Annotated in this window: 23 protein-coding genes; 16 read left to right on the top strand and 7 right to left on the bottom strand. The window is 64.7% G+C overall.

Annotated elements, in window-relative coordinates; genetic code table 11:
* Positions 1 to 164: 164 nt before the first annotated feature.
* From IVB47_RS26885 to IVB47_RS26870, 4 genes are all read right to left on the bottom strand, one after another.
* Positions 165 to 449 (bottom strand): tautomerase family protein, encoded by a 285-nt coding sequence (locus IVB47_RS26885; RefSeq protein ID WP_256378942.1) that lies wholly within the window; start codon positions 447 to 449, stop codon positions 165 to 167.
* A gap of 18 nt (positions 450 to 467) precedes the next feature.
* A complete protein-coding gene (hisS, locus tag IVB47_RS26880) occupies positions 468 to 1988 on the bottom strand; it encodes a histidine--tRNA ligase (RefSeq protein WP_247465792.1) in 1521 nt (506 codons plus the stop codon).
* 50 nt (positions 1989 to 2038) lie between these two features.
* Positions 2039 to 2563 (bottom strand): DUF2314 domain-containing protein, encoded by a 525-nt coding sequence (locus tag IVB47_RS26875; protein WP_247465790.1) that lies wholly within the window; start codon positions 2561 to 2563, stop codon positions 2039 to 2041.
* A 122-nt stretch (positions 2564 to 2685) separates the two neighbouring features.
* Positions 2686 to 3768, bottom strand: coding sequence for a branched-chain amino acid aminotransferase (locus IVB47_RS26870; protein WP_027565383.1), 1083 nt, complete (start codon positions 3766 to 3768; stop codon positions 2686 to 2688).
* Between the two features lie 339 nt (positions 3769 to 4107).
* Between IVB47_RS26870 and IVB47_RS26865 the strand changes: the two genes are divergently transcribed.
* The 3 genes from IVB47_RS26865 to IVB47_RS26855 are packed head-to-tail and all read left to right on the top strand — an operon-like array spanning position 4108 to position 6781.
* On the top strand, positions 4108 to 4647 hold the full coding sequence (locus tag IVB47_RS26865; RefSeq protein ID WP_007596846.1) for a MarR family transcriptional regulator: 540 nt from the start codon (positions 4108 to 4110) through the stop codon (positions 4645 to 4647).
* Complete coding sequence (locus tag IVB47_RS26860; protein ID WP_018453502.1) at positions 4644 to 5375, top strand: response regulator transcription factor; 732 nt, start codon at positions 4644 to 4646, stop codon at positions 5373 to 5375. The genes IVB47_RS26865 and IVB47_RS26860 overlap by 4 nt, the downstream gene beginning before the upstream one ends.
* Positions 5376 to 5392: 17 nt before the next feature.
* Positions 5393 to 6781 carry an ATP-binding protein gene (locus tag IVB47_RS26855; protein WP_027520375.1) on the top strand — a complete coding sequence of 463 codons (1389 nt, stop codon included), beginning with the start codon at positions 5393 to 5395 and terminating at the stop codon, positions 6779 to 6781.
* Between the two features lie 66 nt (positions 6782 to 6847).
* Here the strand turns inward: IVB47_RS26855 and IVB47_RS26850 are convergent, their stop codons facing one another.
* Both IVB47_RS26850 and IVB47_RS26845 read right to left on the bottom strand, forming a co-directional pair.
* Positions 6848 to 7378, bottom strand: coding sequence for a DUF3617 family protein (locus tag IVB47_RS26850; RefSeq protein ID WP_247357966.1), 531 nt, complete (start codon positions 7376 to 7378; stop codon positions 6848 to 6850).
* A 42-nt stretch (positions 7379 to 7420) separates the two neighbouring features.
* Positions 7421 to 7714 carry a hypothetical protein gene (locus IVB47_RS26845; protein WP_007596852.1) on the bottom strand — a complete coding sequence of 98 codons (294 nt, stop codon included), beginning with the start codon at positions 7712 to 7714 and terminating at the stop codon, positions 7421 to 7423.
* 182 nt (positions 7715 to 7896) lie between these two features.
* Between IVB47_RS26845 and IVB47_RS26840 the strand changes: the two genes are divergently transcribed.
* From IVB47_RS26840 to IVB47_RS26825, 4 genes are all read left to right on the top strand, one after another.
* On the top strand, positions 7897 to 8361 hold the full coding sequence (locus IVB47_RS26840) for a hypothetical protein (RefSeq protein ID WP_027565385.1): 465 nt from the start codon (positions 7897 to 7899) through the stop codon (positions 8359 to 8361).
* A gap of 114 nt (positions 8362 to 8475) precedes the next feature.
* Positions 8476 to 9168, top strand: coding sequence for a ribonuclease T2 (locus IVB47_RS26835; protein ID WP_247284454.1), 693 nt, complete (start codon positions 8476 to 8478; stop codon positions 9166 to 9168).
* A 52-nt stretch (positions 9169 to 9220) separates the two neighbouring features.
* The gene (gene rlmJ / locus IVB47_RS26830; protein WP_247403900.1) at positions 9221 to 10081 is read left to right on the top strand and encodes a 23S rRNA (adenine(2030)-N(6))-methyltransferase RlmJ; all 861 of its coding nucleotides are present in this window, start codon (positions 9221 to 9223) and stop codon (positions 10079 to 10081) included.
* A 249-nt stretch (positions 10082 to 10330) separates the two neighbouring features.
* Positions 10331 to 10546, top strand: a complete 216-nt coding sequence (locus IVB47_RS26825) for a cold-shock protein (protein ID WP_007614865.1) — start codon at positions 10331 to 10333, stop codon at positions 10544 to 10546.
* A gap of 86 nt (positions 10547 to 10632) precedes the next feature.
* Here the strand turns inward: IVB47_RS26825 and IVB47_RS26820 are convergent, their stop codons facing one another.
* Complete coding sequence (locus IVB47_RS26820) at positions 10633 to 11256, bottom strand: outer membrane protein (RefSeq protein ID WP_247465788.1); 624 nt, start codon at positions 11254 to 11256, stop codon at positions 10633 to 10635.
* Positions 11257 to 11504: 248 nt separating this feature from the next.
* Between IVB47_RS26820 and uvrC the strand changes: the two genes are divergently transcribed.
* The 9 genes from uvrC (at position 11505) to IVB47_RS26775 (ending at position 20289) form a co-directional block, all read left to right on the top strand.
* Positions 11505 to 13574, top strand: a complete 2070-nt coding sequence (uvrC, locus tag IVB47_RS26815; protein ID WP_247465785.1) for an excinuclease ABC subunit UvrC — start codon at positions 11505 to 11507, stop codon at positions 13572 to 13574.
* A gap of 97 nt (positions 13575 to 13671) precedes the next feature.
* On the top strand, positions 13672 to 14289 hold the full coding sequence (gene pgsA / locus IVB47_RS26810; protein WP_027565390.1) for a CDP-diacylglycerol--glycerol-3-phosphate 3-phosphatidyltransferase: 618 nt from the start codon (positions 13672 to 13674) through the stop codon (positions 14287 to 14289).
* The gene (gene moaD / locus IVB47_RS26805) at positions 14286 to 14537 is read left to right on the top strand and encodes a molybdopterin converting factor subunit 1 (RefSeq protein WP_247465783.1); all 252 of its coding nucleotides are present in this window, start codon (positions 14286 to 14288) and stop codon (positions 14535 to 14537) included. The genes pgsA and moaD overlap by 4 nt, the downstream gene beginning before the upstream one ends.
* Positions 14538 to 14540: 3 nt before the next feature.
* Entirely contained in the window at positions 14541 to 15017 is a 477-nt protein-coding gene (locus IVB47_RS26800; RefSeq protein WP_007614883.1) for a molybdenum cofactor biosynthesis protein MoaE, read from the top strand.
* Complete coding sequence (gene prmB / locus IVB47_RS26795; protein WP_027565393.1) at positions 15017 to 15976, top strand: 50S ribosomal protein L3 N(5)-glutamine methyltransferase; 960 nt, start codon at positions 15017 to 15019, stop codon at positions 15974 to 15976. Before IVB47_RS26800 ends, prmB begins: the two co-directional genes overlap by 1 nt.
* 90 nt (positions 15977 to 16066) lie before the next feature.
* Positions 16067 to 16666: a phage holin family protein gene (locus IVB47_RS26790; RefSeq protein ID WP_247465781.1), complete on the top strand. Its 600-nt coding sequence runs from the start codon at positions 16067 to 16069 to the stop codon at positions 16664 to 16666.
* Positions 16667 to 16668: 2 nt separating this feature from the next.
* Positions 16669 to 17799 carry a YihY/virulence factor BrkB family protein gene (locus IVB47_RS26785; protein WP_247465779.1) on the top strand — a complete coding sequence of 377 codons (1131 nt, stop codon included), beginning with the start codon at positions 16669 to 16671 and terminating at the stop codon, positions 17797 to 17799.
* Between the two features lie 141 nt (positions 17800 to 17940).
* Positions 17941 to 19419, top strand: a complete 1479-nt coding sequence (locus IVB47_RS26780; RefSeq protein ID WP_247357961.1) for an EAL domain-containing protein — start codon at positions 17941 to 17943, stop codon at positions 19417 to 19419.
* Between the two features lie 15 nt (positions 19420 to 19434).
* Positions 19435 to 20289, top strand: a complete 855-nt coding sequence (locus IVB47_RS26775; protein ID WP_027565397.1) for a TIGR01459 family HAD-type hydrolase — start codon at positions 19435 to 19437, stop codon at positions 20287 to 20289.
* Positions 20290 to 20406 lie beyond the last annotated feature (117 nt).

Raw genomic sequence — 20406 nt, 5'->3', positions numbered from 1 at the left:
TCCTGGACAAGCGCAGCGAAGCGAAGCGCCGATCCAGGACCCATTACCCGACTGAACATTGTCATGAGCGGCCTAAACCACGACCCGCCGTGACAACTGCCGCTTGGGTTAATGGGTCCTGGCTTTCGCCAGGACGACAGTTGCGTTTGCAGCTAGAGCGCGGGCTACTTCTTCGCAGCCGCCGCGCGCTCCACGAACGTCTTGCCGCCCTTCATCTTGTGGCGGAGCGGGGCTTCATTGATCTGGATGACGACGGCGTCGGCATCGACGCCGAGATTCTTCACCAGCGCCTGGGTGATGTCGCGCATCATGCCGGCCTTCTGCTCGTCGGTGCGGCCTTCGGCCATGCTGACAGTGATCTCAGGCATTTTTCTCTCCCTTGGGCCGAACACCGGCCATTGACGGGCGCCATCAAACAGGAGGCGGATGCCCGGGACAAGCCCGGGCATGGCGGCGTCAGCGAATAGCTAGCCCCAGCTCACGTCATGGCGCGCTAGCACCTCGCGAACTTTGGCGACAAGATCGGCCTCGCTGCACGAGAACTGCGCCGGGCGGCTCTCACGCCATTCCTGGTTGGAAGCGATCGCGGCTGCCGCCTTCGCGCCCTCGATCAGATCCTTGATCTGCACCTCGCCACGCGCTCTTTCATCCGAGCCCTGGATGATGACGCAGGGCGCATTGCGGCGATCGGCATATTTGAGCTGGTTGCCCATGTTCTTGGGATTGCCGAGATAGAGCTCGGCGCGGATGCCGGCGGTTCGCAACGATGCGACCATCTTCTGATAGTCGGCGACGCGGTCGCGGTCGAACACGGTGACGACGACGGGGCCGAACCCGGGCTTCGTGTCGAGCTTGCCGAGCAGCGTCAGCGCGGCCTGAAGCCGCGACACGCCGATCGAGAAACCGGTCGCCGGCACGGGCTCGCCGCGGAAGCGCGAGACCAGGCCATCGTAGCGTCCGCCGCCGCCGACCGAGCCGAATCGCACCGGTCGGCCCTTGTCGTCCCTGGTCTCGAGCAGCAGTTCGACCTCGTAGACGGGGCCGGTGTAATATTCGAGGCCGCGCACGACAGAGGGGTCGATCTTGATGCGATCCGCACCGTAACCCGACGCCGTCACCAGTTTCGCGATCTCTTCCAGCTCGCTTACGCCGGCCTGACCGACTTCGCTCTTGGCGAGATAGGTTTCCGCCGCGGCAATGGCCTCTTTCCAATCGTCGCGCGGTTTGGTGATGGCGAGAACGACGTCAGCTTCCGACGCGCTTAGATTGGCGCCCTTCGTGAAGTCGCCCTTGCCTTCTTCGCCTCCATCCCATCTGCCGGGACCGAGGAGCTTGCGAACTTCCTCGGCGGGAAACTTATCGAGCTTGTCGATTGCGCGCAGCACGGTGAGCCTGCGCGCTGCGTTCTCTTCGCCGCCGAGCCCGATGGCTTCCAGAACGCCGTCGAGCACCTTGCGGTTGTTCACCTTCACGACATACGAGCCGCGCGCAATGCCCAGCGCCTCCATCGTGTCGGCCGCCATCATGCAGATCTCGGCATCGGCCGCCGGCGTTGCCGAGCCCACCGTGTCCGCATCGAACTGCATGAACTGGCGGAAGCGACCGGGACCCGGCTTTTCATTGCGGAAGACGTAGCCGACCCGGTAGCTGCGGTAGGGCAACACGAGAGCGTCGGTGCCGTATCGCTCGCCGACGTAGCGGGCGAGCGGCGCGGTCAAATCGTAGCGCAGCGAGATCCACTGCTCGTCGTCGTCCTGGAACGAGAACACGCCCTCGTTCGGACGATCCTGGTCGGGCAGGAACTTGCCGAGCGCATCGGTGTATTCCATCGCCGGCGTTTCCACAGGCTCGAACCCGTAGAGCTCGTAGACGGTGCGGATCTTTTCCACCATCTCGCGCGTCGCCCGGATCGCGGCGGGATCGCGATCCTCGAGCCCGCGCGGCAGGCGCGCCTTCAGTTTCTGGGGTTTTTTGGATTTTTCGGCCATGCGCGGCATTTACCAGCCGACGCGCGAAGCGGCAACTGCCGGGTAGGCCCTTACGGCTGCTCCATCCGTGCCCGCAGCGCATCGGCATCCGCTTTCGGCAGCGACTTCAGCGTTGGCTTGATGGTTTCGCCGCCGACGATTTTGCCGTTGCGCATGAACATCCAGTCCGAGATGTCGGCTTCAATGAATTCGACCTTGTCGCCTGCCCGCTTGCCCGCCAGATCGCGTGGCTCGTTGGCGAAGAGGCCGGAATAGCCCCCATTGGGTAGCTTCTTCACCTCGGCCATCCAGATGTGCTCACCGCCTTTGCGGGTCGAAAAGTGCACCTTCAGGGCGTGCCCCGTTTCCGACGGTTTCGGCGCCTCGTAGGAGGCCCAGAAGGTCGGCAGCGTGGCGCGGGCGCGCGCGATCGCGGTGTTCATCTCCGGATCGGTGTTGCGCACGTCGACGACGGGCGAACGGCCCTCAGCGGAGACGTCCAGCTTGGGGCCGATGGTCAGGATGCCAAAGACGGTGACGCCGGTGATTGCGGCGAGAACGACCCATTTCAGGGACTGGGGAAGAGTGGATGTCATGATCGCAATGTCCGGAAAACTCGATGTCCAGGTATTCGAGGTCTCGGACTTTGTCGCACGATCATCGTGTCGCGTTCATTGCGCCTCTCTCTCCGCGCGAGCGGAGAGAGAGAGGGCAAAAATCAAGACAGATTGCGGATCCAGTTATGCGGATCGTTGGTGCGGCCGTACTGGATGTCGACGAGCTGCTTGCGCAGGCCCATGGCGACGGGGCCGGCGGCGCCGCCGCTGATCTCGAAATCGCCGCTCACTGAGCGCACCGTGCCGATCGGCGAGATCACGGCGGCCGTGCCGCAGGCAAACGCCTCCTTCAGCTTGCCGCTTGCCGCATCCTTGCGCCACTGGTCGAGCGAATACGGCTCCTCGCGCACGGTTTTGCCGGCGTCTTTGGCCAGCGCAATGATGGAATCGCGGGTGATGCCGGGCAGGATCGTGCCGAGCGGCGGCGTCGAGAGCGAGCCGTCGTCGAACACGAAGAACACGTTCATGCCGCCGAGCTCTTCGATGTAGCGGCGCTCGATCGCATCGAGAAACACGACTTGGTCGCAGCCGTGCTGGATCGCTTCGGCCTGGGCGCGCAGGCTTGCGGCATAGTTGCCGCCGCATTTGACGGCGCCGGTGCCGCCGACGGCAGCGCGCGTGTAGTTCTCGGACACCCAGATCGAGACTGGCGCGGGGCCGCCCTTGAAGTAGGAGCCGACCGGCGAGGCGATCACCGCGAAGATGTATTCGGACGACGGCTTGACGCCGAGGAAGGTCTCGCTCGCGATCATGAACGGGCGCAGGTAAAGGCTGCCCTCGCCGCCCGGCATCCATGCGCGGTCGATGCGCACGATTTGCTCGACGGCCTCGATGAAGACGTCTTCGGGGAGCTGCGCCATCGCCATGCGGTCCGCCGAGTCCTTGAAGCGCCGCGCATTGGCGTCGGGGCGGAACAGGTTCACGCCGCCGTCGTCGCGCTTGTAGGCCTTCAGGCCTTCAAAAATTTCCTGGGCGTAGTGCAGGACGGCGCCGGCCGGATCGAGCTGGAAATTGGCGCGGGCCTCGACACGCGCCTCGTACCAGCCGCCCTTGGCCTGGTTGTAGCGGACCACCGCCATGTGATCGGTGAAGACCCGCCCGAAGCCGGGGTCCACCAGCTTGGCGACCCGATCCTTCTCGGGGGTCGGATTGGATGCGGGCTGGATGTCGAATTTCATGCTCATGTCCTTGCCTCCCGCTGCCGGTAGCGGCGCCGTTGTGGCACCCACCTGCCCCGATTTGGGCCCGGCTGGCTCAATTGGTTTCTGGCCGGACCGCCGCCAGCCTTGTTACGGCCGGTTTCCGTGGCCAGCATGTCACCGAGGACATGCTTTTGCGGAAGACGGAAGTCCAGTATGTTTTGCCGAAATGCCGTTCGACAATCGCACGGTTGATCTGCTCCGGCCGTCGCCGCCTGTCTGGCCCACTGGGGCCGCATTGCTTCGATGCCCACCCGACGCGAAACGATCTAAAATTTCGTACGGGCCGATCGTTTTGTAACATTGAGACCAAGATACGTCAATATGCCTGACATAAATTTCGCGACTCCTTCTCAAGACGCTGCCGGGCCGCGGCCGGCCGCAGACGACGGAGGCAATTTGCGCTGGGATATCATCGAACTGCTGTTCTTCGCCTATCGCGATTTCGTCGGCGATCCCGACCAGGAGCTGGAGGCGTTCGGCTTCGGCCGGGCCCATCACCGCGTCATGCACTTTGTTTATCGTTATCCCGGCCTCAAGGTCGCCGACCTCCTCGACGTCCTGCGCATCACCAAGCAATCGCTCGGCCGGGTGCTCAAGCAGCTCCTGGACGAGGGCTATATCGTCCAGAAGACCGGCGACAATGATCGCCGCCAACGCCTGCTGTTTGCTACACCGAAGGGCGAGGCGCTGGTGCAGAAGCTCGCCGGTCTCCAGACCACGCGCATCACCAAGGCGCTCGCCGAGATGGCGCCGCAGGATGCCGAAACCGTCAAGCGCTTCCTGCGCGCGATGATCGACCGCGACGATCCCGACAAGGTGCTCGAAACGATCTTCGCCACCGTCAATCAGGACAAGGAGTGACCGTGCCGCTCGCTGCCACGCTCGCACGCCCGCCGGCACGCCCCGCCGACGATGCTCCGCATCTCCTGCTGGTTGACGACGACCGCCGCATCCGCGACCTGCTCTCGCGCTTCCTTGCCGGCGAAGGCTATCGCGTCTCGACCGCGGCCAGCGCCAGCGACGCCCGTTCCAAGCTTTTGGGCCTGCACTTCGACCTCTTGATCCTGGATGTCATGATGCCCGGCGAGACCGGCTTCGATCTCGCCCGTTTCATCCGGACTTCGTCCTCGGTGCCGATCGTGATGCTGACGGCGCGGCATGAAGCCGAAGCGCGCATCGAGGGCCTGCAGATCGGCGCCGACGATTACGTCGCAAAGCCGTTCGAGCCGCGCGAGCTTGCGCTACGCATCAACAACATCCTCAAGCGCGCTGCGCCGCCGCCGCAGGCCGCTGCAGTGGAGAAGATCGCGTTTGGCCCGTACATCTATCACCTCGACCGCGGCGAACTGCGCCAAGGCGAAGACGTCATTCACCTGACCGACCGCGAGCGCGAGATGCTGCGGATCCTGTCGGAGACACCGGGCGAGACCGTGCCGCGCAGCGCGCTGACCGGCAATGGCAGCGTCAACGAGCGCGCCGTCGACGTGCAGATCAACCGCCTGCGGCGCAAGATCGAAACCGATCCCGCCAATCCGCTGTTCCTCCAGGCCGTGCGCGGCATCGGCTACCGGCTGGTAGCCTCGCCATAAAGAGTGAAGCGCCACCGATGAGCACGATCGATAGCGGCCTGACGCTTTTGAAGAGCGCCGCCGGCCGCGTCTCCGCCGCCAATGGCTGGATGGGCAACGCCTTCAAGGGCTGGATGCCGACCGGCCTCTACGCGCGTGCGCTGCTGATCATGATCGTGCCGATGGTGATCCTGCAATCGGTCGTCGCCTTCGTGTTCATGGAGCGGCACTGGAACACGGTGACACGGCGCCTGTCGGCCGCGGTGGTGCAGGACATCGCCGCGCTGATCGACGTCTACAAGGGCTATCCGCAAGACAAGGATCGCGACCAGATCCGCCGCATCGCGCAGCAGCGCCTGGGCCTCGTCGTCGATTTCCTCCCGGCCGGCGACATGCCGCCACCGGGACCGAAGCCATTCTTCTCGCTGCTCGACCAGACACTGTCGGTGCAGCTCGGCCGCCAGATCGGGCGCTCCTTCTGGATCGACACGGTCGGCCGCTCCAATCTGGTCGAGATCCGGATCCAGCTCGACGACGCCGTGATGCGCGTGTTCGCGCAGCGCAGCGCCGCCTATGCCTCGAACTCGGAGATCTTCCTGTTCTGGATGGTCGGAACGTCCTCGATCCTGCTGATCGTCGCGGTGCTATTCCTGCGCAACCAGATCAAGCCGATCCTGCGACTTGCCGACGCCGCCGAAAGTTTCGGCAAGGGCCGCGAGGCGCCGAATTTCCGCCCGCGCGGCGCGCGCGAGGTGCGGCGCGCGTCGGTCGCCTTCCTCGAAATGAAGTCGCGCATCGAGCGGACGATGGAGCAGCGCACCGCGATGCTCGCCGGCGTCAGCCACGATCTGCGCACGATCCTGACGCGGTTCAAGCTCGAGCTGGCGCTGATCGGCGACAGCCCCGAAATGGAGGGCATGCGCAAGGACGTCGACGAGATGTCGATGATGCTCGAGGACTACCTCGCGTTTGCTCGCGGCGATTCCGGCGAGCAGTCGCAGCCGACCGACATGGCCCAGGCGCTCGAGGAGCTGCGCAGCGACGCCGAACGCCACGGCCACACGGCGACAGTCGCATTCAACGGGCTGCCCGTGGTCACGGTGAAGCCGGCCTCGTTCAAGCGCTGCCTTGCCAACCTCGTCACCAACGCCGCCCGCTACGGCAAGAGCATCGCCATCACCGGCCAGCGCGATCACCGTTATTTGACCGTGACGGTCGACGACGACGGGCCGGGCATTCCCGCACACCTGCGCGAAGAGGTGTTCAAGCCGTTCCTGCGGCTGGACAACGCCCGCAACCAGGACGAAGGCGGCACGGGCCTCGGCCTCGCGATCGCCCGCGACATCGCCCGTTCGCATGGCGGCGACATCACCCTTGGCGACAGCCCGATGGGCGGATTAAGAGCGAGCGTGCGGATACCGGTGTAGGCGCGGGACTTCACTCCCCCGTAAGAACGGGGCGAGGGAGCGCACGTGGTTGCGCGGCGATCTCACCTACTTCGGCAACAGCGCTTTCAGCTTGTCCATGTCACGCACGTTCATCTTGAAGCCGCCGGGCATCACGATGTCGCCGGGCTTCTGGTCCGGCTTGCAGGCGCCCAGCCATTTCGCTTCGAGCTGCATGGTCGTGTCGCGGCCTGCCGCGCCGGCGGCGCCGCCTTGCGCGTGCGACGATGTCTTCACCGTATAGGCCGAATTGAAATCGCCAGTGATCTCAGCATGCGAGGTCGTGCTGATGCCGGCGACATTGCATTCGGAATCGCTGACATAGCCGGTTGCGGTCTTCTTGATGTCCTGCTTGGCGCAGATCTGCTTGGCCATCGGGGAGATGTTGTTGTTCATCTCCTTGTCGACGGTCTCGTCGGTGCAGTGCTGCATGGTCATCTCGGGCACCGGCGTGCCGGTCCTGACCATCTTCAATTCCCACAGGCCCGCCTTGCGCACCGGCAGGTCGTCAGCGCGGGCGCTGGCTGCCGAGAAGACGAGGCAAAGGGCGGAGCCGAGCAAAGCGAGTTTGCGCGTCATGTCGGAAGCTCCCGGCTGCGATGGCGGCGTTGCGAAAGCGCCTCAGTAGAGCGTGCGGATCGGCTGGTCGGCCGCGCCATAGGGCACCCAGCGGCAGGAGAACGAGATGTAGCCGCCCTCATAGGCCTGCATCGCCAGGAATTTGGCGACCTTGCCGTAGCGGGCGCAGTGATCGACCGCGACCTGCCGCGCATCGACCTGGGTTGCCATCGAATAGGCGATGATGCCGCCGGTGTCGTTGCCCTTGAACGGAGGCACCGGAAGCAGATCGGCGCGCGCCGACTGGCTCGCCATCATACCCAAGGCAAGTAGGCCCGCGGCCGCAATGATTCGCATTCCCGTCACTCCGATTGGTTGGCGGCAGTTTACGGTGTCGGCGCGGCGGTGGAAAGAACGGATGGTCGGTCCAACGCAGCATTGCGGTCAACTCGTCGGCAAGTGTTGCCGCGCTGCACTTGACCTCCTCCGGCCTTCACGGCACCGTCCGACCCTTGCAGATCATGCTGTCTGGATCATCCATGCGCGCCTCGACCTTCCTGAAATCGCTCCGCTTTGCCGCCGTGCTCGGCCTCCTGTTCGGGGCGTTGTCGCTCGGTGAGGCCAGGGCCGCCAATCCGCTGGAGCTGAATTTCTGGCTGAGCGGGCCGCGTTATGACGGCAACGTCTCCGAATGCGACCGGGCGCTGCCGACGATCGCCAGCCAGTTCTGGGAGAAAGAAAGCTCGTTCTGGAATTCCTCGTTGAAGATCACCGGCTTCGCCGCGGTTCACGAGACCGCGTTCCGGCCCTGGGCATCGGATAACATCCCCCGCCGCTATTGCACCGGCGAGGCCATGCTCACGGACGGCAAGATGCGCAAGGTGCACTTCTCGATCGTCGAGGACGGCGGCTTCGCCGGCTACGGCCAGGGCGTGGAATGGTGCGTGGTCGGGCTCGACCGCAACTGGGCCTACAACCCGGCCTGCCGCGCCGCCAAGCAATAATTGCGCTGATCCGGACCGATCAGGCGGCCCAACGATGGTCGCCCGAAATTTGTTCTTGAAATGTTCCTATCGCCTGCTAGGCTCGTCTGCACAGTCTAGTTGAGGGGCGTCGCCATGTTTCATTCCAGATTGCATTCGTTCTCGCGCCTGATGATCTCGCTGACGCTTGCGGCCGGGCTGGCTGCACTGGCCGGCGGCGCAAAGGCCCAGGACAAGCGGCAGAACACGCCCGGTGAGTTCGACTTTTATGTGCTGTCGCTGTCGTGGTCGCCCTCCTTCTGCGAAGAGGCGGCGGAGCGCGGCGGCCGCTCGCAGATCCAGTGCAGCGGACGGCCCTACGCTTTCGTGGTGCACGGTTTGTGGCCGCAATATGAGAATGGTTTTCCGGAATATTGTCAGCGGCCGTCGCCGCGGCTCAACCGCAGCATCGTCTCCTCCATGCTCGATCTGATGCCGGCGCCGGGGCTGATCTTCAACGAATGGGACAAGCACGGCACCTGCTCGGGGCTCGCCGACCGCAGCTATTTCGAGACGATCCGGAAGGCGCGCGCCGCAATCAAGATTCCGGCCGAATATCTCGATTTGTCGCAGGCCAAGACGGTGGCGCCGGCAGAGGTGGAGGAAGCCTTCATCAAGGCCAACCCGGGCCTCAGCAATGCCGCCGTCTCGATCACCTGCAACCGGACGCGGCTATCGGAAGTCCGCATCTGCCTCAGCAAGGACCTGCAATTCCGCGCCTGCGAGGAGATCGACCGCCGCGCCTGCCGTCGCGACCAGGTGGCGATGCCGCCGATCCGGGGTGGCTAGCCCAGGCATCGTGCCTCTTTGCTCAAGCCGTCACGTGGCGTAGTGCTCTTGCATGAATTACCGCCACGCCTTCCATGCCGGCAGCTTCGCCGATGTCATCAAGCACATCGTGCTGGCGCGCATCATCACCTATCTCCAGGATAAGCCGGGCGCGTTCCGTGTCATCGACACCCATGCCGGCGCTGGCCTCTACGATCTCGAAAGCGACGAGGCGCGTCGCGGCGGCGAGTGGCTGACGGGCATTGCGCGGCTGATGCAGGCGCGGCTGTCGAACGACGCCATGGCGCTGACCAAGCCCTATCTGGACATCGTCCGCGCCTTCAATCCGAAGGGCGAGCTCAAGGCTTACCCGGGCTCGCCGCTGATCGCACGCGGCCTGCTGAGGCCGCAGGACCGCCTCTTGCTCTGCGAGCTCGAGCCGAAGGCGCGCAAGGCGCTGATCGGCGTGCTGCGCCACGACGAACAGGCCCGCGTGGTCGACCTCGACGGCTGGATGGCGCTGCCGGCTTTCGTGCCACCGAAGGAACGGCGTGGGCTCGTGCTGATCGATCCCCCGTTCGAGGCGAAGGACGAGTTCGAAAAGCTCGAAGAGGCCTTCTCGACGGCTTTCGCGAAATGGCCGACCGGTATCTATGTAATCTGGTATCCCGCCAAGAGCCGGCGCGCCACCGACGCGCTGGTGCAATCAGTGGCGCGGCTCGCAGCCGCAGCAAAACCGCCGGGAAAATGCCTGCGCCTCGAATTCAGCGTGGCGCCACAAGCCGACGGCGCAGCCCTCACCTCCAGCGGGCTCTTGATCGTCAATCCCCCTTACACACTGCACGGCGAGCTCAAGACGATCCTGCCCGAGTTGGAAATGCCGCTCGGCCAGGGGGGCGCTGCCAGATTCCGATTAGAGGTGCCAAGGCCGTAACACTCCGGCATCTTGGGAAAAATATGCAGGAGCGGTGGTCAATCTGCAGAGAACCGTATTATGCTGTTGCGGTGACTGGCTTTACGTTCCGCTTCCGCGAATGGTTGCGGCGGAGTGAAGGCCTAAGAAAGATCCAGTCGGACCGAATGGTCTGCCCAAGGATGGCCAGCTCCCGGGCTTCGTAAGACCCGGTCATGTCGTGACGTGCGTCTGCGTCACGACGGAGGAGCAATGAGGGGGAGTTTCCCGATGGCCATGACGGGAACGGTCAAGTTTTTCAACGGTGAGCGCGGCTACGGATTCATCAAACCGGACGACGGGGGCCGCGACGTCTTCGTGCATATTACTGCTGTGGAGCGGGCCGGACTGAAGGACCTTGCCGAAGGACAGCGTATTACTTTCGAAGTCGAACCGGACAAGAAGGGCAAGGGGCCGAAGGCGGTCGATTTGGTCATCCTTCCCTAGCGAGTCCGACGCGAAACACCGGCGCAAAAAAAATCCCGGCCGCGAGCGGCCGGGAGGCTGTAGTCCGGTATTTTCTTCTTTGGGTATCAGAAGTGATAGTTCACGCCTGCGCGCACAACGCTGGCGCTATAGCCGTTTGACACGCCTGTAATCGCGAACTGACTCGTCGACAGATCGATGTAGAGATATTCGAGCTTGGCGCTCCAGTTCGGCGCGAACCCGACTTCCGCGCCGGCACCGATGGTCCAGCCGGCGCTGGTATGCGACTCCGTCCAGCCGAACGTCTGCGCGCGCAGCTCGCCGAAGGCGAGGCCCGCCGTGCCGTAGAAAAGCACGTTGCTGAAGGCATAGCCCGCGCGGCCGCGCAGGGTGCCGAACCACGGATTGGAGAACTTCCACGGCGCGAAGGTGTCGTCGGCACCAGCGGCCTGGATGTCGCCCTCGACGCCGAACACCCACGGGCCGTTCTGGAAATTGTAGCCGGCCTGAACGCCGCCGACGAAGCCCGACGGTTTTGCGGGATTGTTGTTCACCGAGCCCCATTCGTAGCCGAGATTGGCACCGAGATACGGACCGGCCCAGCTATAGGCGTTGAGCGGCTGATTGACCGTGTAGGGCGCACGCTGCCCGTAATTGAGATCGGCGGCCTCTGCCGAAGCCGTCCAGCCGACTGCAGCCAACGCGGCTGCGCCCACAACGAGCCTCTTCATCACATACTCCAACGCAACTGCCGTCACCCGGCGCGATGCCTGCGCCGCCGCGCAAGGCAAAACCGCATGGTTACGGAACCACCACTATTTCGCGTAACATTTATCGAGAGTTTTAAGTTAAAGGCCTGTTAAGCCGGGTTACCGCGCTGTTAACAGGCTTAAGCAAGCCTTACCGGGAACTGCGCCATCCTGTGCGTGCCGCACGGCCGGAACTTCAAATCGGCACCCGCAACGCCTAAATTCGCACCATGGTTCACGATTCCACCGACAATCCCGACGACGCACGCGCGCGCAAACCCGTGCGCGGCAACGCGCCCGACGTCCCGCCCCAGGAAACGGAAGCGGCGCCGCCCGACCTCGATCCCGCCACAGCAAACGGGGACGACGAGGACGACGCACGGCTGCCGGACATCCTGGAAGAGAGCGGCACGGTCGGCGAAGAGCCGCTGGCGACCGGCCACGAGGCGATCGAACGCGCGGTCCGCCTCGCCCCCACCTCGCCCGGCGTCTACCGCATGCTCAATGGGAATGCCGACGTGCTCTATGTCGGCAAGGCCAAGAACGTCAAAAAGCGCCTGTCGAACTATGCGCGCCAGAGTGCGCCGCAGCCGGCGCGCATCCTGCGCATGATCGCCGCCACCGTGACCGTGGAAATCATCTCGACCCACACCGAGACCGAAGCGCTGCTGCTGGAGGCCAACCTCATCAAGCAGCTTCGGCCGCGCTTCAACGTGCAGCTGCGCGACGACAAGTCGTTTCCCTATATCCTGATCACGGGCGACCATTGGGCGCCGCAGATCCTGAAGCATCGCGGCGCGCAGACGCGGCCCGGTCGCTATTTCGGCCCGTTCGCCTCGGCCGGCGCCGTCAACCGCACCATCACCGCGTTGCAGCGCGCATTCCTGATCCGCTCCTGCACGGATTCCTTCTTCGAGAGCCGCTCGCGGCCCTGCCTGCTCTACCAGATCCGCCGTTGCGCCGGCCCCTGCACCCGCGAGATCGACTTCCCCGGCTACACGACCCTGGTGCGCGAGGCGAGCGACTTCCTGTCCGGCAGGAGCCATGCGGTGAAACAGGAGCTTGCCGCCGAGATGGAGAAGGCCTCCGGTGAGCTCGAATTCGAGAGCGCCGCGCTCTACCGCGACCGCCTCGCTGCGTTGTCCGCGATCCAGTCGCAGCAGGGCATCAATCCGCGCACGGTGGAAGAAGCCGACGTGTTCGCTATCCACCAGGAGGGCGGCTTCTCATGTGTCGAGGTGTTCTTCTTCCGCACCGGGCAGAACTGGGGCAACCGCGCCTATTTCCCGCGCGCGGAGAAGACGTATACGCCGGAAGAGGTGCTCGGCTCCTTCCTGGCCCAGTTCTATGACGACAAGCCGCCGCCGAGGAACATCCTGCTCTCGCACGAGATCGAGGAGAGCGAGCTGCTCGCCAACGCGCTGTCGATAAAGGCCGGCCGCAAGGTCGAGGTTTCCACGCCGAAGCGCGGCGAGAAGAAGGAGCTCGTCACCCACGCGCTCACCAACGCGCGCGAGGCCCTGGGCCGCAAGCTCGCGGACACCGCGACGCAGAGCCGCCTGCTGGACGCCATGGTCACGACCTTGAGCCTGCCGCATGCGCCGAAGCGGATCGAAGTCTACGACAACAGCCATATCCAGGGCACCAACGCGGTCGGCGCCATGATCGTCGCCGGCCCCGATGGCTTCGTCAAAAACCAGTACCGCAAGTTCAACATCAAGTCGGAAGGGATCACGCCGGGCGACGACTTCGCCATGATGCGCGAAGTGCTGGAGCGCCGCTTCAAGCGCCTGATCAATCCGCCCGAAGAGGGCGCGGCCAAAACCAAGGACGACGACTTCCCGCAATGGCCCGATCTCGTGATCATCGACGGCGGCCGCGGCCAGCTCAACGCGGTCCGGGAGATCTTTGCAAATCTCGGCCTGACCCAGGTGGCGCTGATGTCCGTGGCCAAGGGGCCGGACCGGGATGCCGGCCGCGAGACCCTGTTCATGCCGGAGCGCGAGGCGATCAAGCTGGAGCCGCGCGACCCCGTGCTCTATTTCATCCAGCGCCTGCGGGACGAGGCGCACCGCTTCGTCATCGGCTCGCACCGCAAGCTACGCAAGAAGGACATCCGCGAGGCCGGCTTGCAGGAGATTCCGGGCATCGGCCCGTCACGCAAACGTGCCTTGCTGCATCATTTCGGAACCCTGAAGGAGATCGAACGGGCCTCGATCACCGATCTCGGCAAGGTTCCGGGGGTGAGCGCCGAGAGCGCCCGCAGGATTTTCGAGTATTTCCACCCTCAGCCGGGATGAAATAAAAGGGGGCCGCGGTCATATGGTCGTTGCATCCCGCACCCCATTTGGGAGCGGAACGGTTGACCTTCAGGCTGCAGCGGTATTGGTAGGACGGATGAACATCGCCACGACACGAGGGACCACCAGCCGCGCGATGTCCCTCCCGAACATCCTGACCTACGGCCGGATCGCCGCGATCCCGGTCGTGGTCGGGTGCATCTACGCACAGTCGATCATGGACGGTCCGCTGTGGCTGCGATGGGTTGCCGTCGCCATTTTCATCGCGGCTGCGGTCACTGATTACCTCGACGGCTATTACGCGCGGATCTGGAATCAGCAATCGGCGTTCGGCCGCATGCTCGATCCGATCGCCGACAAGCTTCTGGTCGCCTCGTGCCTGCTGATGCTGGCCGCCGACGGCATCATTCACGGCTGGTCGCTGTGGGCCGCCATCGTGATCCTGTGCCGCGAGATCCTGGTCTCGGGCCTGCGCGAATATCTTGCCGCGCTGCGCGTCAGCGTGCCCGTGACCAAGCTTGCGAAGTGGAAGACGACGGTTCAGCTCATCGCCATCGGCTTCCTGCTGGCCGGTCCCGCCGGCGATGAGGTGGTGCCCATGGTCTCCATGACCGGGCTGGCGCTGCTCTGGGCCTCGGCGATCCTCACCATGTACACCGGCTACGACTATTTCGGCGCCGGCATCCATCACCTCATCAAGGAGGATGAGGGATGAAAGTGAAGTACTTCGCCTGGGTGCGCGAGCGCGTCGGCAAGGCCGAGGAGACCATCGAGCCGCCCGCGACCGTGTGCACGGTGGAAGAGCTGATCGCCTGGCTGTCCAGCCAAGGCGAAGCCTACGCCTACGCGTTCGAGAAGCCGAAGGTGATCCGCACCGCGATCGACCATGCCCACGTCAAGTCGGACGCCGCGATCGCGGGCGCTCGCGAGATCGCGTTCTTCCCGCCGATGACCGGCGGCTAGACCATGCCGGTCACCACCTGTCCCGTCACCATTCGCATCCAGCAAGACGATTTCGACATCGCGCGCGAGATCGCGGTGCTGACCGGGAACCGCACCGACATCGGTGCAGTCGTGAGCTTTTCCGGCATCTGCCGCGGTGACGAGGACAGCGCCAAGATCGCCGCGCTCTCGCTCGAGCATTATCCGGGCATGGCCGAGGAAGAGATCAGGCGCCATGCCGACGAGGCCACCTCGCGCTGGCCGCTCAACGGCGTCACGGTGATCCATCGCGTCGGCCGTTTCATGCCTGGCCAGAACATCGTGCTGGTGCTGACCGCCTCGCAGCACCGCCAGGCAGCGTTCCAGGCAGCCGAGTTCCTGATGGATTATCTGAAGACCAACGCGCCGTTCTGGAAGAAGGAAGAGAGCGCCACCGGCACCGGCTGGGTCGAGGCCCAGGCCCGCGACGATGAAGCCGCCGCACGCTGGACCCGATCCTGATGGCAACGACATCCAAAAAGACCGTGCGCGGCCGCGCCGCGCCAAAGCTCGCGAAAGTGGGGCGCGGCGAGCTTCTCACGCTGATCGATTTCGTCCGCTATGCGGTGAGCCGCTTCAATGAGGCCAAGCTCGCCTTTGCCCATGGCACACCCGATCCGGTCGCGGAAGCGGCCTTCCTGGTCTGTGAAGCCCTGCATCTGCATCCCGAGCAGTTCGAGATTTTTGCCAACGCGCGAGTCACGGACGCCGAGGGCAGGACCATCATCGATCTCATCCATCAGCGCGTCACCACCCGCAAACCGGCCGCCTATCTCGTCAACAAGATCTACATGCGCGGCCTGCCGTTCTATGTCGACGAGCGGGTCATCGTTCCCCGCTCCTTTATCGGCGAGTTGCTGGAATCGCATTTCGGCGGCGACGGCGAAGCCGGCTCGCTGATCGACGACCCCAGCGCGGTCGAACGCGTACTCGATCTCTGCACTGGGTCGGGATGCCTCGCGATCCTCGCGGCGCATCATTTTCCGAATGCCACGATCGACGCCGTCGATATCTCCAAGGGCGCGATCGACGTCGCCAGACGAAATGTCGGCGAATACGGGCTCGATGACCGGATCAGCCTGCATCGCGGCGACCTGTTCACCCCGCTCGGTGACGCCAAATACGACCTGATCATCACCAACCCGCCTTATGTCGATGCCGAAGGCATGGCGGCGCTGCCGCCGGAGTGCCGGGCCGAGCCGAAGCTCGCCTTTGACGGCGGCGCCGACGGTCTCGACGTGGTGCGCCGGATCCTGCGCGACGCGCCCGGCCATTTGACGCCGGATGGCGGGCTGATCTGCGAGATCGGCCGCGGCCGCGAACTCGTCGACGAGGCCTTTCCTGAACTACCGCTGCTCTGGCTCGACACCGAGGACTCCGAGGGCGAAGTGTTCTGGATCGCGGCAGCCGATCTCGGCTGATCGATCACGACGGGCAGACCTCGTCGGAACAAGTCAAATACCGCCACGTTCATCCCCCGACGAATTTTCTCGCACTCGGAGGATCACCGCATGCTTGCGCCATCGGGCGAATTGCTGCGCGCCGGCGTCGCGCTCAAGCTCAACCATCTCAAGCGCGCCGCCCAGTCCTATGCCCGTGACCGGAGCAATCAAGCCACGGGGCGCATGACGTCTTACGCGACTGCGGCCGGACTGCTCGCCGTTGCGGGCTTGTTCGTCGTCGCAGCCTTCTTTGTCGGCCTGATTGCCCTGTACCGCTGGGTTGCGATCCATTACGGGCAATTCTGGGGATTCGGCGCCGCCGGCGGTGTCCTCCTGGTCCTCGCCGCCGCCTGCGCCGGCGTGGCCATGGCTCAGATGAAGCGCAAGACCAAGCCGATCTTGCCGCTTGCCAGCCGCCTACGGGTGGCGATCGCCACCCCGCGCATCCCGCGCGGAACGGTGAAGCAGGCCGTGAAAGAGGTCGCGACGACAATTCCCCTGGCGCCGCTCGCGCCGGGCGAACGAGGACATGGCCGGGGACATGGCGGCAGCACGTGGCCGGCTCGGTCCAACCGGCCCGTGCAACTCGGGCTGATGCTCGCGGCCGTTGGGCTGGTCGGGCTGACGGCAGCTCGCCGGCGGCGTCACGGCCACGGAGCGGATACCTGAAAATGCCTCTGCGGCGCGCCGAGCAATTCGACAGCTGGCTGTTAGTGGCAGCCACGACCGTGTTCGTGCTCACCGCGGAACGGTATTTCCAGGATTCTGGCCTGATCCGGCCGGGACCTCCGCAAGACCACCGCAACGGCGAGGCGAATTCGCCGGAAACGAGCCCGACGGGCGCAGCCTCGCAGCCCGGCCGCGGCCGCCGTGCGAAAAGCCCGTTCGCGATCCCGTGGGCGGGCTGGAAGGACATCCTCTGGCGCACCTATCAGCGCATCGATGAGGATCGCCTGCTCGCGACCGCCGGCGGCGTCGTCTTTTTCGGGCTGCTCGCGATCTTTCCCGCCATCACAGCTCTGGTTTCATTCTATGGCCTGTTCGCCGATCCCTCGACGATCAGTTCCAACCTGCATTCGCTCGCGATGATGCTGCCCGAGGGCGCGTTCCAGATCGTCGAGGACCAGGTGGCGCGCGTCGTGTCGAACGGCGGCGCCACCCTTGGTGTCACTTTCCTGTTTGGACTCGTGTTCGCGATCTGGAGCGCCAATGCCGGCGTCAAAGCCATCTTCGACGCCCTCAACGTCGCCTATGAGGAGCGTGAAAAGCGCAGCTTCATCCGGCTGAACACGGTTTCGCTGGCCTTCACGGTCGGTGGCATCGTTGCCCTGCTGCTGATGGTGGGCACCGTCGTCGCCTTCCCGCTTGCGCTCAACCACCTCGGCATGGCGCCCGAGAGCAAGCTGATCGTGGCGCTGGCGCGATGGCCGGTACTGTTCGTCATTCTCCTTGCGGCGCTAGCCGTTCTCTACCGCTTCGCGCCCAGCCGCGATGCGCCGCGCTGGCAATGGCTGAGCCCTGGCGCGGTAACGGCCGCGATCCTCTGGATCGCCGGCTCGGCGCTGCTGTCCTGGTATCTCTCGGAATTCGCCAACTACAATGCGACCTACGGCTCGCTCGGCGCTGCGATCGGCTTGATGATGTGGATGTGGATGTCAGCCATCGTCATCATGTTCGGGGCCGAACTGAATTCGGAGATCGAACGGCAGACCCTGCGCGACACGACCGCCGGGGCGCCCAAGCCGCTTGGCACCCGCGAGGCGGTCTCAGCCGACACGGTCGGCGCTGCGGCGCCATCCTGACTCCGAGATCGGGCCGCTATCCCCTCGAATCAACAATGATGTTAAGCTCATCCCGCTTGGGGGAGCATGCGGCGTGACGGGTTCGAGACGCACCCGTGTTTTCCCGGTCAGGCAGTCAGCTCTTGAGGCGTAACGCGCGGCATGATTCGTATTTCGACGATCTTCATCGCCATCTGCATGGTTCTGGTCGCCGCCTCGCTTGGGCTCGTGCTCTACGCGGTCGCCGGCATCAGCGGAACCGAATCCGCGATCGTGGCGCTGACGGCGCTGACCTTCCTGATCCTCTACAATGCAGTGTCGATGCGACTGCGCGACCGCAGCGACGTCGGTGGCCAGATCGCCGATCTTTCGCGCGGCACCGCCGATCTCGCCCGTCAGGTCGCCGAGTTCGGCCGCCGGCTCGCCACGATCGAAGCACGCATCGCCTCTTCCAATTCGGCCAACTCCGACCGCATTCAATCGGTGGTCGGCGAGATCAACGAGCTCGGCGGACTGGTCAGGCAACTCGCCACCACCGTGTCGGCCCATGAGGATCTGATGGCCGGCAACGCGCCGGTGCCGGCCCCCACGCCGGTCGCAAGGCAGGAGCCGGAGGCGCCGCTCGACCTGATGGCCACGCTTGAGGAGGAGCGGCCGGCTGCTCCTCCCCCGGTTCCCGCGCCGCCGCCGTTGCGGCCGGCAGCACCGGCGATCCAGACCCAGACCGCCAATCCGGTTCAGACCTCCAACGGCCGCAACCAGACCCAATTGCTGGCGACGCTCCGCAACGCGATCGACGAGAACCGCATCGACATCTTTCTCCAGCCGATGGTGTCGCTACCGCAGCGCAAGGTCCGCTTCTACGAGGCGGTGACGCGCCTGCGCGACGAGCGTGACCAGCTGGTCGCGGCGGAGGAGTTCATCAGCATCGCGGAGGCCTCCGGCCTGATCGGGCGCATCGACAACATGGTGATGCTGCGCTGCGTCCAGGTGCTGCGGCGCCTGATGGTACGCAACAAGGAGGTCGGCGTGTTCTGCAACGTCGCGGCTTCCACGCTCGGCAATTCCACGACCTTCGCGCAATACCTCGATTTCCTCGAAGCCAACCGGGCGCTGGCGCCGTCGCTGGTGCTGGAATTCAAGCAATCGACCTTCCGCAATCTCGGTCCGGCCGAGACCGAAAATCTCGCCGCGCTCGCCCAGCGCGGCTTCCGTTTCTCGATCGACCATGTCACCGATTTGCGCATCGAACCGCGCGAGCTCGCCGATCGCGGCGTGCGCTTCATCAAGGTGCCGGCTTCGCTGCTGCTCGACCCCAGGCAGGCTTCGGCCTCGGACATCCACCCTTCCGACCTTTCCGACCTGCTCGGCCGCTTCGGCATTGACCTGATCGCCGAGCGGATCGAGGGCGAGCGCGCCGTGATCGACCTGCTCGATTATGACGTGCGGTTCGGCCAGGGGTTCCTGTTCGCGCCGCCCCGGCCATTGCGGCCGGAGGGGCCATCTGCTACCGCCGCGCCGAACCAGGCACAGGACACTCAGGGATCCAATGGCTCCGGCACACCCAGCTCAAGCGCAACGTCGGCTGCGTCTGCGCCACAGCGCGTCACCGGCAACGCCGCGCTCGCGCGCCGCATCTGATCGGCCGCACGTATCATGACCACGCTGCATTTCGCTGAAAGCCTGCGTGAACTCGTGGCGGGCGTGGATGTCGTGCTCAGCGATATCTGGGGTGTGGTCCATAACGGCCTCGAATCCTTCCCCGAAGCCTGCGAGGCGCTGCATACCTATCGCAGCCGCGGCGGTACGGTCATCCTGATCACCAACGCGCCGCGCCCGGCCGACTCCGTGCAGCGGCAATTGCGCAAGCTTGGCGTGGCCGACGAGACCTATGATGCGATCGTGTCTTCAGGCGACCTGACGCGGCTCTATGTCGCCGACCATCCCGGCCGCAAGATGTTCTGGCTCGGCCCGGAGCGCGACAACTCGATCTACCGCGGCCTCGATGCGGTGATCGCGCCGCTGGAGGAGGCGGATTACATCGTCTGCACCGGTCTCTACGACGACGAGACCGAGACGGCGGAAGACTATCGCGGCATGATGCTCAAGGCGCGCGAGCGCAAGCTGACGCTGGTCTGCGCCAACCCCGACATCGTGGTGGAAAAGGGCGACCGCCTGATCTATTGCGCCGGTGCGATCGCAGAGCTCTATCGCGAGCTCGGCGGCGAGGTGATCTTCTACGGCAAGCCGCACCGGCCGATCTACGAGCGCGCGATGGCGCTCGCCGGCGAACGCCAGGGCCACCAGATCGACCGCAAAAAGGTGCTCGCGATCGGCGATTCCGTCCGGACCGACCTCACCGGCGCGCGCGAGTTCGGCATCGATTGCCTGTTCGTGACCCGCGGCATCCATGCCGAGGAGTTCGAGGGTCTCGACCAGCTCGACCCGGCTTCGGTGCTGGAATTGTTCGGCCATCCGCCGAAGGCGCTGATGCGCGAACTGAAGTGGTAGCGAGTTGATCGTCATTCCCGCTTGATATGGGGCATCGATTCCGGAACGACGAACCCGACGCAGAAAGCCCGGGACAATCGCCCGGGCCTTCCGAATTCAACCGATGGCTTCGATCGC

This window comes from Bradyrhizobium sp. 62 (assembly GCF_023073035.1).
GTDB lineage: Bacteria > Pseudomonadota > Alphaproteobacteria > Rhizobiales > Xanthobacteraceae > Bradyrhizobium.
Note: the sequence above shows the minus strand (reverse complement) of the source record. Positions and strands in the feature narration are given on the sequence as shown.

Excerpts from the sequence above, each read along its gene's own strand:
- IVB47_RS26875 (WP_247465790.1), bottom strand. The coding sequence starts at position 2,563 with ATGACATCCACTCTTCCCCAGTCCCTGAAATGGGTCGTTCTCGCCGCA.
- IVB47_RS26870 (WP_027565383.1), bottom strand. The coding sequence starts at position 3,768 with ATGAGCATGAAATTCGACATCCAGCCCGCATCCAATCCGACCCCCGAG.
- IVB47_RS26865 (WP_007596846.1), top strand. The coding sequence starts at position 4,108 with ATGCCTGACATAAATTTCGCGACTCCTTCTCAAGACGCTGCCGGGCCG.
- IVB47_RS26850 (WP_247357966.1), bottom strand. The coding sequence starts at position 7,378 with ATGACGCGCAAACTCGCTTTGCTCGGCTCCGCCCTTTGCCTCGTCTTC.
- hisS (WP_247465792.1), bottom strand. The coding sequence starts at position 1,988 with ATGGCCGAAAAATCCAAAAAACCCCAGAAACTGAAGGCGCGCCTGCCG.
- IVB47_RS26855 (WP_027520375.1), top strand. The coding sequence starts at position 5,393 with ATGAGCACGATCGATAGCGGCCTGACGCTTTTGAAGAGCGCCGCCGGC.
- IVB47_RS26835 (WP_247284454.1), top strand. The coding sequence starts at position 8,476 with ATGTTTCATTCCAGATTGCATTCGTTCTCGCGCCTGATGATCTCGCTG.
- IVB47_RS26790 (WP_247465781.1), top strand. The coding sequence starts at position 16,067 with ATGCTTGCGCCATCGGGCGAATTGCTGCGCGCCGGCGTCGCGCTCAAG.
- IVB47_RS26775 (WP_027565397.1), top strand. The coding sequence starts at position 19,435 with ATGACCACGCTGCATTTCGCTGAAAGCCTGCGTGAACTCGTGGCGGGC.
- IVB47_RS26885 (WP_256378942.1), bottom strand. The coding sequence starts at position 449 with ATGCCCGGGCTTGTCCCGGGCATCCGCCTCCTGTTTGATGGCGCCCGT.
- IVB47_RS26840 (WP_027565385.1), top strand. The coding sequence starts at position 7,897 with ATGCGCGCCTCGACCTTCCTGAAATCGCTCCGCTTTGCCGCCGTGCTC.
- IVB47_RS26785 (WP_247465779.1), top strand. The coding sequence starts at position 16,669 with ATGCCTCTGCGGCGCGCCGAGCAATTCGACAGCTGGCTGTTAGTGGCA.
- IVB47_RS26825 (WP_007614865.1), top strand. The coding sequence starts at position 10,331 with ATGGCCATGACGGGAACGGTCAAGTTTTTCAACGGTGAGCGCGGCTAC.
- IVB47_RS26800 (WP_007614883.1), top strand. The coding sequence starts at position 14,541 with ATGCCGGTCACCACCTGTCCCGTCACCATTCGCATCCAGCAAGACGAT.
- IVB47_RS26845 (WP_007596852.1), bottom strand. The coding sequence starts at position 7,714 with ATGCGAATCATTGCGGCCGCGGGCCTACTTGCCTTGGGTATGATGGCG.
- rlmJ (WP_247403900.1), top strand. The coding sequence starts at position 9,221 with ATGAATTACCGCCACGCCTTCCATGCCGGCAGCTTCGCCGATGTCATC.
- IVB47_RS26780 (WP_247357961.1), top strand. The coding sequence starts at position 17,941 with ATGATTCGTATTTCGACGATCTTCATCGCCATCTGCATGGTTCTGGTC.
- IVB47_RS26820 (WP_247465788.1), bottom strand. The coding sequence starts at position 11,256 with ATGAAGAGGCTCGTTGTGGGCGCAGCCGCGTTGGCTGCAGTCGGCTGG.
- prmB (WP_027565393.1), top strand. The coding sequence starts at position 15,017 with ATGGCAACGACATCCAAAAAGACCGTGCGCGGCCGCGCCGCGCCAAAG.
- uvrC (WP_247465785.1), top strand. The coding sequence starts at position 11,505 with ATGGTTCACGATTCCACCGACAATCCCGACGACGCACGCGCGCGCAAA.
- pgsA (WP_027565390.1), top strand. The coding sequence starts at position 13,672 with ATGAACATCGCCACGACACGAGGGACCACCAGCCGCGCGATGTCCCTC.
- moaD (WP_247465783.1), top strand. The coding sequence starts at position 14,286 with ATGAAAGTGAAGTACTTCGCCTGGGTGCGCGAGCGCGTCGGCAAGGCC.